12 protein-coding genes are annotated in these 12,363 nt (G+C 38.0%); 10 read left to right on the plus strand and 2 right to left on the minus strand.

Annotation, left to right across the window (positions count from 1 at the left end):
- From VIK44_RS00570 to VIK44_RS00610, 9 genes are all read left to right on the plus strand, one after another.
- A complete protein-coding gene (locus VIK44_RS00570) occupies positions 1 to 576 on the plus strand; it encodes a BMC domain-containing protein (RefSeq protein WP_331551876.1) in 576 nt (191 codons plus the stop codon).
- 3 nt (positions 577 to 579) lie between these two features.
- Positions 580 to 2,088, plus strand: coding sequence for an acetaldehyde dehydrogenase (acetylating) (locus VIK44_RS00575; protein ID WP_331551877.1), 1,509 nt, complete (start codon positions 580 to 582; stop codon positions 2,086 to 2,088).
- A 21-nt stretch (positions 2,089 to 2,109) separates the two neighbouring features.
- Positions 2,110 to 2,403, plus strand: coding sequence for an ethanolamine utilization microcompartment protein EutM (gene eutM / locus VIK44_RS00580; protein ID WP_331551878.1), 294 nt, complete (start codon positions 2,110 to 2,112; stop codon positions 2,401 to 2,403).
- Between the two features lie 131 nt (positions 2,404 to 2,534).
- Positions 2,535 to 3,272 (plus strand): cobalamin adenosyltransferase, encoded by a 738-nt coding sequence (locus VIK44_RS00585; protein WP_331551879.1) that lies wholly within the window; start codon positions 2,535 to 2,537, stop codon positions 3,270 to 3,272.
- A gap of 18 nt (positions 3,273 to 3,290) precedes the next feature.
- Positions 3,291 to 3,938 carry a phosphate propanoyltransferase gene (gene pduL, locus VIK44_RS00590; RefSeq protein WP_331551880.1) on the plus strand — a complete coding sequence of 216 codons (648 nt, stop codon included), beginning with the start codon at positions 3,291 to 3,293 and terminating at the stop codon, positions 3,936 to 3,938.
- A 17-nt stretch (positions 3,939 to 3,955) separates the two neighbouring features.
- Complete coding sequence (locus VIK44_RS00595) at positions 3,956 to 4,642, plus strand: hypothetical protein (RefSeq protein WP_331551881.1); 687 nt, start codon at positions 3,956 to 3,958, stop codon at positions 4,640 to 4,642.
- 154 nt (positions 4,643 to 4,796) lie between these two features.
- The gene (locus VIK44_RS00600) at positions 4,797 to 6,161 is read left to right on the plus strand and encodes an APC family permease (RefSeq protein ID WP_331551882.1); all 1,365 of its coding nucleotides are present in this window, start codon (positions 4,797 to 4,799) and stop codon (positions 6,159 to 6,161) included.
- 126 nt (positions 6,162 to 6,287) lie between these two features.
- Positions 6,288 to 7,580 (plus strand): PocR ligand-binding domain-containing protein, encoded by a 1,293-nt coding sequence (locus tag VIK44_RS00605; protein ID WP_331551883.1) that lies wholly within the window; start codon positions 6,288 to 6,290, stop codon positions 7,578 to 7,580.
- A gap of 21 nt (positions 7,581 to 7,601) precedes the next feature.
- Positions 7,602 to 8,255, plus strand: a complete 654-nt coding sequence (locus VIK44_RS00610; protein WP_331551884.1) for a cobalamin B12-binding domain-containing protein — start codon at positions 7,602 to 7,604, stop codon at positions 8,253 to 8,255.
- A 111-nt stretch (positions 8,256 to 8,366) separates the two neighbouring features.
- On the opposite strand, the gene VIK44_RS00615 is transcribed toward VIK44_RS00610, so the two are convergent.
- Positions 8,367 to 9,236 carry a PhzF family phenazine biosynthesis protein gene (locus tag VIK44_RS00615; protein WP_331551885.1) on the minus strand — a complete coding sequence of 290 codons (870 nt, stop codon included), beginning with the start codon at positions 9,234 to 9,236 and terminating at the stop codon, positions 8,367 to 8,369.
- A gap of 273 nt (positions 9,237 to 9,509) precedes the next feature.
- Here VIK44_RS00615 and VIK44_RS00620 point away from each other — a divergent pair, with 273 nt between their 5' ends.
- Entirely contained in the window at positions 9,510 to 10,811 is a 1,302-nt protein-coding gene (locus VIK44_RS00620; protein WP_331551886.1) for a PAS domain S-box protein, read from the plus strand.
- Positions 10,812 to 11,076: 265 nt separating this feature from the next.
- Here the strand turns inward: VIK44_RS00620 and VIK44_RS00625 are convergent, their stop codons facing one another.
- A complete protein-coding gene (locus VIK44_RS00625) occupies positions 11,077 to 12,231 on the minus strand; it encodes a 1-deoxy-D-xylulose-5-phosphate reductoisomerase (protein WP_333783789.1) in 1,155 nt (384 codons plus the stop codon).
- Positions 12,232 to 12,363: the final 132 nt, after the last annotated feature.

The raw sequence follows: 12,363 nt of genomic DNA on the forward strand, positions 1-12,363 counted from the left end.
ATGATTGCCGTCGGTATCATTGATACGTTTGGCTTTGTAGGATCTGTTGAAGCCTTGGATACATGTCTTAAAACAGCTGAAGTTGAATTTGTAAAGGCTGAAAAAATGTCAGGGGGAATTGTATCACTAGTGATACATGGGGATGTTGCGGCAGTGTCAGCCAGTATTGCTGCAGGGGTTGAGGCAGCAAAATCAGTAGGAGGATACAGAAACCATACGGTCATTGCAAGATTGGACGATCAAACAGAAGAAATGCTTAAAACAGAAAAAAGACTTAATGAAAATCCCGATAATGCAAAAGAACAAAACATTGATGAAGCGTTTATTGAAGGTGTGGAGGAATCAGAAGAAGAACTATGTTTTCACACAAACACAGTCTTTGGACAGAATGAAAATAAAGCAGTTAAGAGTTGGAATTATTCAGAAGAAGAGTTAAACATGATGACAGTTTCTAACTTAAGAAAGTTGGCTCGTGAAATGAATCTGATAGGTATGAGCAAAGAAAAAATTAAGAGATCCCGAAAATTTGACCTTATATCAACCATATTAAGTGAATTAAAAAGAGAGGAGGAATAAATTGTGCAGCTAGTTGACAAAGATCTTATATCAATTCAAGAAACGCGTCTGTTACTGAGAAATGCAAAAGACGCACAGGTAAAACTTGGCCAAATGAGTCAAACAGAAATTGATAAAATATGCGAAGCCATCAAAAATGCTGGATTGCAAAATTCTGAAAAACTTGCAAAGTCAGCCAACGAAGAAACAGGCTTTGGGGTTTATGAAGATAAAATAATTAAAAATTATTTTGCCTCACAAGTTGTATATGACAGTATAAAAGATATGAAAACTGTTGGTATAGTAAATGTGGATAAAGGAAAAAAACTATATGAAGTAGCAGTACCGGTTGGAGTTGTAGCAGGACTCATTCCATCAACAAATCCAACTTCAACTGTTATTTATAAAACCCTCATATCCATAAAATCTGGAAATTCCATTGTGTTTTCACCCCATCCAAGTGCAAAAAAATGCATTATCGAAACCGTAAAAGTGATAAAGGAAGCAGCTGTGGCGGCTGGAATGCCAGGGGATTGTATAGGATGCGTAACTGAAATTACAATGGAAGGCACCAATGAACTTTTGAAAAATGAAAATACCAGTTTAATTTTAGCGACAGGCGGAGAAGCCATGGTAAAAGCTGCTTATTCATCAGGTAATCCTGCCATTGGCGTAGGTCCCGGGAATGGACCCGCTTTTATTGAAAAGAGCGCAAATATTCCACTTGCAGTAAAGCAGATAATCGACTCAAAAACTTTTGACAATGGCGTTATTTGTGCATCAGAGCAATCGATTATCGTTGAAAAGGAATCTGAAAACAGCGTACTAAAAGAATTGAAAAAACAGGGCTGTTATATATTGTCCTCAGAAGAAAAGAAGCATCTGGAAAAAATAATGTTAACACCCAAGCTGACCATGAATCCTAAAATTGTTGGAAAAAAGGCGTCTTACATTGCTGGAATGGCAGGAGTAAATGTGCCTGAAGATACAAAAGTTCTAATTGGCGTAGAATCCAGTGTTGGACACAAAATTCCATTTTCAAGAGAAAAGCTTTGCCCTATATTAGCTTTTTATGTTGAAGATGATTGGACAAAGGCCTGTAAAAGGGCAATTGAAATTTTAAGCAATGAAGGTGCCGGTCATACAATGATCATTCATTCCAGGAATGAAGAAAGAATAAGGGAATTTGCTTTAAAGAAGCCAGTAAGCCGATTGCTGGTTAACACCCCTGGAGCCTTGGGTGGAATTGGAGCAACGACCAACTTAGCACCTGCCTTAACCTTAGGATGTGGGGCGATTGGTGGAAGTGCAACTTCAGATAATATTTCACCCCTTAATTTACTCAACTTGCGGAGGGTAGCCTATGGCATAAAAGAACTGGACGAAATACGAAACATCGTGGATTGTAAATGCAAAAACCATTCAAAGAAAAAATCCACCGAAGAAGCGGAAATGGACAGAACTATTGAGAATAGACTGGAACTGGTTACAGATTTAATTTTTGAAAAACTAAAAAATCAATTAAATATTTAATTTTACTGGGAGGTAAATAAAATGGCAAACACAAATGCATTAGGAATGATTGAAACACGGGGATTGGTTGCGGCTATTGAGGCAGCTGATGCTATGGTAAAAGCGGCAAACGTTACTTTAATTGGAAAAGAACAAATTGGCAGCGGACTGGTAACCGTTATGGTAAGAGGAGATGTTGGCGCAGTGAAAGCGGCTACAGATGCAGGTTCTGCTGCGGCTGAAAGAGTTGGAGAATTGGTTTCAGTACATGTTATTCCACGTCCCCATGCCGATGTAAATGAGATGTTACCAAAGGAAAAAGGTTTAGACAATTAGTTGGATTAAACTGATATTCAATGAAATTCAGGGAGTTGAAGTCTCCCTGAATTATCAAGAATAATACGCCATGCGCTTTATTATAGTTTAATTAAGGAAGTGAACCAATGAATCTAATAACCGAAGAGGGAATGAAAAAAATCATTAAATCCGGACAGACTATTAAAAATAATGAATTGAGGCTCCCTAAAAGCTCCATTTTGACGCCTTCAGCAAAATCAGTGATAACAGATCATAAATTAAAGTTGGTTTTGATTGATGAAATCATAGATAATCCAGTTACAAATGTATTGGAAAAGGCTTCTGAGATGGCAGCAAATAATATAGGTAAGTTTATATTGGAAAGCGGCGGATATTTAGACGAGAAGCCAGAGCATATGACACAGGTTTACGGTAATCTGCTTGTTAATAAGGACCATAAACGTATTAAACTCAGAGGTGAAGTGGATTTGTTAATGGCTGAAATAATGAAGGTTCAAATTAGAGCGAATGAACTAAAATTAAAAGACCTTGTTTCAGATTTACAAGAGGTTTTCGATTATATCGGCGAAATGTCCAGAAGTGAAGTTTTGGATGAACCACTAAAAACAATTAAGATTTTAGGGCTCAACCATAACGAAATAAGAGAAAGGTCCCACAATCCTAAAAAATATTTTGGCCATGAACACTTATTTAATATTACATATGAAATAGGAGAAATTCCGATTCTGCTGAATTCACTCCGGGCGTTGATTAGAAAGACTGAAATAGCTTGTTATGAAGCTTTTAAATTGACGGATGGCACTGTAGCAAGGAGTGACTTAATAAAAGGGTACAATCGCTTATCTTCAGTTATGTATATTATCATCTTTAAGCATTTAGATCATTAATACAGGATGGAGAAACAAATGAGTGATCAATTAGAAAAATACGTTGATATTATTTTTGATAAAATTTACCGAAAGTTTAAAAAATTGGGTTACGTAGAAATTGAAGCTTCAGGACGTCATGTTCATTTAACAAGAGCAGTAATCGACAAATTATTTGGAAAGGATTACAAACTGACAAAAATTAAAGCATTGTCACAACCCGGTCAATTTGTCTGTAAGGAACGCGTAACGCTTAAAGGTCCAAAAGGTCAACTTCAAAATGTTGTAGTATTGGGCCCGGAAAGAGACAAGCCACAAATTGAGGTTTCAAAAACTGATGCTAAGATTCTGGGAATAAATGCGCCCGTAAAAGCAAGCGGTAAAACTCAGGGGACACCAGGGTTGGAAATAAGTGCAAACGGAAAAATGTTGCATTTGAATGAGGGGGTTCTGGTAGCAGAAAGACATATTCATATGTCAATGGAAGATGCAGATAATCTGTTTTTTAAAGATGGAGATCGCGTTGACGTAGAAATTTTTACAGATCGTCCGATGATGTTTAAAAATGTAAAGCTTAGGGTTTCAGAGCATTTCGATACCTATATGCATATTGACTATGATGAAGCAAATGCCTGTAATCTTCAAGGAAGAATGTTAGGATTAATCGTAAAAAATCCGAAGAACTAGAAGATAGGAGTGAGTAAATGGACATTGATTTAATAACCAATGAAGTGTTTAATCGGTTGATGGAAAAAGTAAAACCCCATCAGGTAAAATGTGATGAGATTACTAGTAAAAAGTTTCTTCAATGTGATGGCGACGCTGTAATAATATCGGGATATGAGACCGTGTTTTTAGATGATGTCAAGGATAAAAAAGAATTTTCGGGATATGAATTTTTAGTTGTATGTAAGCTTACTATTGATGAAATAGCCTCTTCAGTAAACGGAATAGCCATTAACGATAAAACAAGAGCATTACGCCAATTTTTACTTAATGGAAAACATGTTTATATAATAGAAGAAGGTATTGAACATCGGCAGTACAAAGCTATTTCCAATCCTTTGTACTACACTATTTTCAGAGAATATGAAAAACAATTAATCCGATGCGGAGTTCGAATTATGAGTTATGTAGCTTTGGAAAGTGTACTCAGTTCAGAGGAAAAATTAACAACATCCGGAATTGTAAAGAAAGAAAAGATTGAAGAGTCTAAAAATAAAGTCTCGTCTTCAAACCTTGAATACAGTACCAAGAAGAAATTAATTACTTATGAATTGGCAAAACAGCTTGTGGTGGAGCCTGAGATAATTTTACACCCTGGAACAATGATAACTCCCTATGCAAAAGACGTTTTTAAGGAAAGCAATTCAACGATTACTTTTATTTGAGTGAATTAAGTTAAAAGAATTCTGAAAATCAAGTGTCTTATAAAATTACCTGCAATAATTTATTTGATTATTACAGGTAATTGATCAATTCGGTGTATTTTATTTGTTGGTAAATAATACCAGGGTATTCATGCATATTATAGAAAGGAAAAAAATGAACTCGGAAAACTCAAATAAAATTAGTTGGAAACAAGGTCTGGTGATCGCATTAGGCGTACCGATGTTGATACTTCCAAGCATCGGGTATTTTGCAGGTTATGTTGGAGTGTTTGCAATTATTGTTTGGCTAATTTCAATCATACAAGGATTTCTTCAAAACATGGCGTATGCTGACTTTGCCCTAATGCATCCAGAAGCACGTGGTTTGCCAGGTTATGTTCAGACTGTATTTAAAGGAAAACATCCAAAAGATTATGACATGAATAAATTCATAGGGGGGTTTAGCTCCTGGGGATATTGGATGGCCTGGAATCCAGTATTGGCAATTTTTTCACTGCTGATAGGTAAATATTTACATGGCATGATCCCTGTGTTAAGTGGTGTTTCCGATAAAACCATTTCACTTGTGGCAGGAGCATTGATATTTACCGTTTTAATTGCTATCAACTGGAAAGGTTTATCAGGTGGGGCTACAATTGGGAATATTCTTGCAATCGTTTCCCTGATACCACTCATCGTTCTTTCGGTAGTACCTGTGATAAAGGGCCAATTTCATTTAAGTAATATTACTGGAAATTTATTTCCAGAAACCTGGAGTTGGGATGGCACACATATTCTGATCCTTTTAGGAATATTGGCAATGGCACAGTGGAGCGCCTGCGCATGGGAAACCGCAGCAGTTTATGGTCCTGACTATAAAAATCCCAAAAAAGATTTACCAAAAGCATTGTTTGCCTGTGGATTTATTTGTCTCATAACATTTTTAGCAGTCCAAACTGCCTGTACCGGAACATTGGGAATACAGGGAATACTTGAGGAACCTTATTCACCCATGCTTTTAATGGCAAAAATGTCATTCGGAAATGCAGGCGCCGCCATTACATTGATTATGCTGTTGGCAGCAATGGTATTAATCATTCAAACCGCTTTACTTGGATCCGCAAAAGCCATGGAGTCAATGGCGTTGGAGGGTAATCTTCCGAAAGTATTAGCTGAAACGAATAAACACGGTACACCTGTTAAAGCCATGATTATAATTGCAATTTTAAATTTTGCCTTAATATTTGTGGGTACTCCCTCTGCTATTGTGGCTGGATCAGCAATGGGATATGTCATTGCCAATGGCATTACGCTGTTTGCCTATTTCAAAGGGAAGGGTGAACAGAAAATACTAGCTCCAAAATGGTGGAAATATATTGCCCTTGCTTGCAGTATACTGAATATTCCGTTATATTTAGCTGGAATTTTTTACATAAATAAACTGGATTATGGTTTAGTTCCGGCATTGATTGGGTTTTTATTACTTTTTCTTTTCATTCCTATTTGGCTCTATGCAAAGAAAGAACATACCAAGGATTAAAGTGGTACTAAAACCGCTAACGCCGAAAGGAGACATTCCTCAGTTATCTGATGGATGCCTCTCTTTTGAGTTTTTTCTTGAAATTTAGCGTATCATGCGTTAAAATTGTCATAAAATGAGGTAATGATGGATAAAATTGAAAATTTTGGAAATAAGGAATTTAAAGAGATATTATTAAAGATACTCTATGCCTTTGAATGCGCCACAGAATTTAATGCGGTTATTTTGGACATCAATGGAAAACAAATATTACCCGGTGACGGTGCCAATTGTGTCAGCTTTTGTGAGATTGTTCAAAAAGCCCCTGGTGGTAAAACAAAATGTGAACTCAGTTATAAAAACGCAGGCCTTCAGGCGATGAAATACGCAGAGCCTTATATCTTCATGTGCCATGCAGGAATTCTGGCCTTTGCAGCCCCTTTACTGATTGATGAAAAATATTCAGGCATTATTATCTGCAGAAATATTCTTATGTGGGAGCCAGACGATTTTTTTTATGAGGAGCTGGGAGAAAAGAACAAAGGTCTGGACATTGAGGCTTTGGTAAAAAGCGCATCAGAATTAAAAGTGGTGAGCTCAAACAAGGTTCATGCAGCAGCATCCTTATTATACCTGGTCGCAAATCAGATTGTAAACAGCTACAATGAAACGAAGAAACACAAAAAAGAAATCATGTACCATCAGTCTTTACTGAATCAGGAAATTAAAGAGAAAAAAAGATTGCATCAGGAACTGTTGAAATCCAATGACGTCATGTATGGACAATATAAACTCCAAAAAGAAAAAGAGCTATTAGGAAAAATTGCGATTTTAGATCGGGATGGTGCTTACCAGGCTCTTCTGGGATGCATTTCCGATATTATGAAAAAATACATTACACAGCTGGAATTATTTAAAACAATGGTACTTGAGCTAATCATTATGATTTCGAGAACAGTGATTGAAACAGGAGCAGAGATGTCTGAGGTTATTCATCTTAATACCAAAGTCATTAATGAAATTTATACCCTGGACAATGCAGCGGAAATCAGCAGTTGGGTTTGTATCATTCTAAACAGTTATATGGATTTACTCGAGGGGAATCAAACCTCGATTAAAACAAAACAAATTGTGGATTCAGCAACGGAATATATTCGTTCAAATGTAAGAAAAAATATTACCCTTTTGGATGTGGCAGAGGCTGTTTTTATCAGTCAGTACTATCTCAGTCATGTTTTCAGAGAGGTATTAGGATGTACCGTTATTGAGTATATTACAAAAGTGAAAATGGAAACAGCCAAAAAATTATTGCACAATCCTAAAAACAGTGTGGCAGATGTTTCTGAAAAATTGGGTTTTGGAGATACAAGCTATTTTAGCAAGGTATTCAAAAAAAACGAGGGAATCACCCCAACTCAGTTTCGGAAAAGATTGCTTTAAAAAGCTAAAGGAAGAGAAAATATGTTTAAAGATCTTAAGGAGTCCATTTATAGCGGCAACGTTCCACGAGCTCAGGAATTAATTCAGGAATATGCATTGCGAAGGGTGCCAACAAAAAGGATTATAGAAGAAGCAATTATTCCATCCATTGAAGATGTGGGTAAAAAATTTCTGACCGATGATTTTTTTATAACCGATGTTCTTTTATCGGCCAGAGCAGCCAATGCCGCACTGAGAGCCATTGAAAAACAAGACAGACTTGATGGAAAGGTCATGATAAAGGGTCGAACTCGGGTGGTCATAGGTACCGTCCACGGGGATATTCATAACATTGGAAAAACCATGCTGAGTTTATTGTTGGAAGCCAACAATTTTGATGTGATTGATTTAGGCGTGGATGTAACCGGTGAAAAATTCGTGAAATCAATCATAAAATACAAGCCGGACTTTGTCATGCTTAGTGCCTTACTCATGACAACCATGAATGAAATGCGATGTGTTATCGACTTAATTCGAAAACAAAACACCAAAGAATTCACTAAAATAAAAATCATGGTAGGGGGAGGTCCGGTAACTTCGGAGTTTGCAAAAGAAATTGGCGCTGATGGCTATGCGGACGATGCCTACAGCGCTCTGGAATGGGTTAAAGAAAACATCGAGCTTAAAAATTCTTAATAATCGCCCCTACGAGGTTTCGCATTATCCCGTAGGGGCGGGTATTACCCGCCCGTTAAACCCGGGCATTCACACCAACGTTTAGTGTCACATACAAACGTTTGCCCAGTGTCAAAATTCAACTTCAATTTCAGTCAAAGTCAATGCCTTACCGCCGACTTTAACTTCAATAATTTCATTATCTTCAATCCCAAGAGAAACTATTATTTCCGATGGCTTTTTCATCGAGTAACCCTGTTCGAAGACGAGATGATTCGCTGCAATAGCATTGACTTTTCCGTATTTAAACAGATAGCAGGCCAGGGCGCCACTGGAGGTTCCGGTTGCAGACTCCTCAGGGATCTCAACCAGTGGAGCAAAGTTTCGGCACTGGGCGTTTGAATGATTAAGTGATTCAAGGCTAAACACATGATAGCCAGTGACCTGATATTTCCGGCTGATTGCTGCTATCTTTTTAAAATCCGGGTTAATGGAATCAAGGATTTTAATGTTTTTAACCGGAACAAGGATATCCCTTAACCCCGTTGAAACAATCTGCACCGGCAAATCTGCAGTGATCGCACCGGTAGTAATATTCAAGGAATCGGCAATTTCCGACCGATTGATTATTTCATAAAAACCGGGAACCCTTTGATTCATCATGATTGACAGATCTGACCTGACTTCCACATTAAAAATGCCGGCTTTGGTTTCCTGGGTATAAAGGCCGGGCTTAATGATTCCGAGGCTTGTAAGTGCGGAAAAGGTTCCCACAGTGGCATGACCGCACAAATCAATCGCCTCTTTAGGCGTAAAAAACCGTACTTTAAAATCCGCACAATCGGACCTGAGAACAAAGGCCGTTTCACTTAAGCCCAGCTTAGCGGCAATCTTTTTCATATCATTATCAGAGAGGTTATGGTTATTTATAACAACCCCCGCCGGATTCCCGCCTGCAGCTGTTTTAGCAAAGGCATTTAGTGTATAAGCTTTAATTTTCATATTTTTCTCCGATCAGATTTATTATATTTTATGACAATTATTTTAGCAAATGATATTACTTAAATCAGAAAAATTAATTTCATTTAAGACTGTTTTTCTAAATACCAGCATGATATAATCGAAATAACGGTTATCGAGAATTTGTCAATGACTATGATTGGGTTAGTTCACAGCCTGATAAAGTTCAAACTGTTTTTTTTTACAAAAAGTTAATTTGAAGCCGTTTAGGGTACGAACAATATCACAATATCACAATATCACAAAGGGGGGGGCATGGAGATGAGAGATGAAGCATTACATGAGAAATTTAAATTAAAAGAAGGCCAGTATACCATCATTGAAAATGAACACGAAGGTTTTGATATGAAGAAATACCAAATTCTTTTTGAAAAAGCTGTGGAATCGATTATGGTGATTCAAAACCAGGAAATAAAAATAGCAAACCCAAAGTCACAGGAATTAACCGGGTATAATACTCAAGATTTGATATCAATGCCCTTCCTGGATTTATTCAGACCCGAAGACAGTTTAAGGGTAAGCATTTTTCACAGAAAACGATTCATGGGAGAGAAAGAAAACACGAAGTTCCAAGTTAGGCTTGTCAAAAAAAATAAAGAGGTTCGGTGGGTAGAATTTGATGGGATCAAGATCCTATGGAATGACCAGCCGGCTATCCTGAATTTGATGATTGATATCACCGATCGCAAAAAGGCGATCGATGCCTTAAAACAAAGCGAAGAAAAATATCGGCTGCTCACTGAATATGCTTCGGATGTCATATGGGCGTTAAATTTGGATAAAGGAAGATTCACCTATATCAGTCCGGGAATTATGCAACAAAGAGGGTTTACGGTTGAAGAAGCAATGAACCAAAGTCTGGAAGAATCGTTAACGCCAAAATCATTAATCAAATTCAATGAAGAAATCAGAAAAAATTTAGATGAGTTTGGAGCTGATCCCAAAAATCCGAAAAATTACATCAGTGAGATTCAACAATTTTGCAAGAACGGCAGTATTATCTGGATTGAAGTTTCAATGAAATACCGGGTCAACGCCGATGGAGAAATAGAAATTGTCGGGGTCAGCCGTGATATTAACGAAAGAAAAAAAGCGGACGAAGAGGCATTAATCTTAAGTTATTTCGATCAACTCACTGGATTGCATAACAGAAGTTTCTATGAACAGGAATTAGTACGACTAAACACAGAAAAAGATTGTCCGATGTCACTGATTCTGGTCCAGGTAAATGGCTTAAAAAACACAAATGATGCACACGGGTTTACAATGGGGGATAAGCTGTTAGTGACCATTGCGAAAATTATAAAAAATGTATCCAGGTCAGTTGATAGTGTCACAAGAATTAGCGGAGATGAATTTGTGCTTTTACTGCCACAAACCAATGCAGATGTTGCAGAACTGATTGTGAAGCGTATGCAGGATGCGATTGACAAAAATAAAATGAATGAAATTTTTTTATCGGTTTCCTTTGGATGGGCAACTAAAAATCATCCGGAAGAACACCTGGAAAAAATGTTCATTGAAGCACAGGATATGTTGAATCCTGAAAATAAATAAACACATAATAAACAGGAGCAGCGGCAAATTAGTCACTGCTCCTGTTTTGCTGCCGTAGGGGCGAATATTATTCGCCCCTACGGCAGTGTTTAAGCTCAAGGTTAGCAGGCGATTGATAATAGCCTTCGAAATTCCAGTTATCAACAGATTAAAGTAATAAAGGGCAATTATTTTATCTAATTGTGTGCCTCATGGCGAACAGGCGTAGCCTGTCCGATCTTGCAGCACACAAAGATAAATAATTGCCCTTTATGGTTGCGTGGGATTATTTTATTCCCATGGCAATCTGTCTGGCCCAGTCATCCGAAGCCAGAACATCCTCAAGAGATGGGTTGGCAATCACTGAATGCTTATTCATAACCATGCGGTTAATACGGGGAATATCCACAAAACGGATTTCTTCATTTAAGAAACGAGCCACCGCCACCTCATTGGCAGCATTAAGAACACAGGTCATGGAACCGCCAACTTCCAAGGCATCATAGGCTAACTGCAAACAGGGAAATGTCTTAAGATCCGGTTCCTCGAAAGTTAATTCACGAATCTGGTGAAAATCCAGGGACTGACGTTCATTGGGAATGCGATTCGGGTGGAAAAAAGCGATTTGAATGGGAAGAGCCATATCCGGCATTCCAAGCTGAGCCATGGTTGAGTGATCCACATATTCCACCATTGAGTGAATAATGCTCTGGGGATGAACCACCACATCAATTTGCTCATTATGTAAATCAAAAAGCCACTTGGCCTCAATCACTTCCAACCCTTTATTCATTAAAGTGGCGGAATCAATGGTGATTTTTTGTCCCATCGACCAGTTGGGGTGTTTAAGAGCCTGATCAAGGGAAACCGATTGAAGCTGCTTCCATGTTTTTCCACGGAAAGGTCCTCCAGAGGCCGTAATGATAATCCGACTGATTTCCTCGTGTTTATTACCCATAAGGCATTGGAAAATGGCAGAGTGCTCACTGTCCACCGGAAGAAGGGCAATACCCTTAGCCGCCGCTGCCTCCATCACGATTTTTCCCGCGGCCACCAGGGTTTCCTTATTGGCCAGGGCAATATCAATGCCTTTATCAATGGCAGCAAGAGTTGGCTGCAGGCCAACCATTCCGGAAACAGCCGTCAGCAGCATATCAATACCGGGTGCCGTAGAAACAGCAATGAGTCCCTCAATGCCGGTGACCACCGCAACGGTATTACCTTTGGACCGGAGACGCTTTTCAAGAATGAGGCCACAATCTTTATTCATGACGCACACCAAAACAGGATGATATTTTTCAATTTGCTTTTCCAGTAAACCGATACTGGTATTGGTGGACAATCCAACCACATTCAGGGATTCACTGTTTTCTGAAACAACCTCCAGAGCCTGGGTTCCAATGGAACCGGTGGAGCCGATAATACTGATACTTTTCATCATTTTACTCCGTTCTACTATTGTTCGACTTATTAAAATCAAACAATTAATTTAATGTATTATATCATAATTTCATGTTAATGAAATATAAACACAAGATAGTTGATAAAAATTCCTTTATTCCCGGAATGCTTT

Source organism: Acetobacterium sp. (assembly GCF_036508315.1).
Classification (GTDB): Bacteria; Bacillota; Clostridia; order Eubacteriales; family Eubacteriaceae; genus Acetobacterium.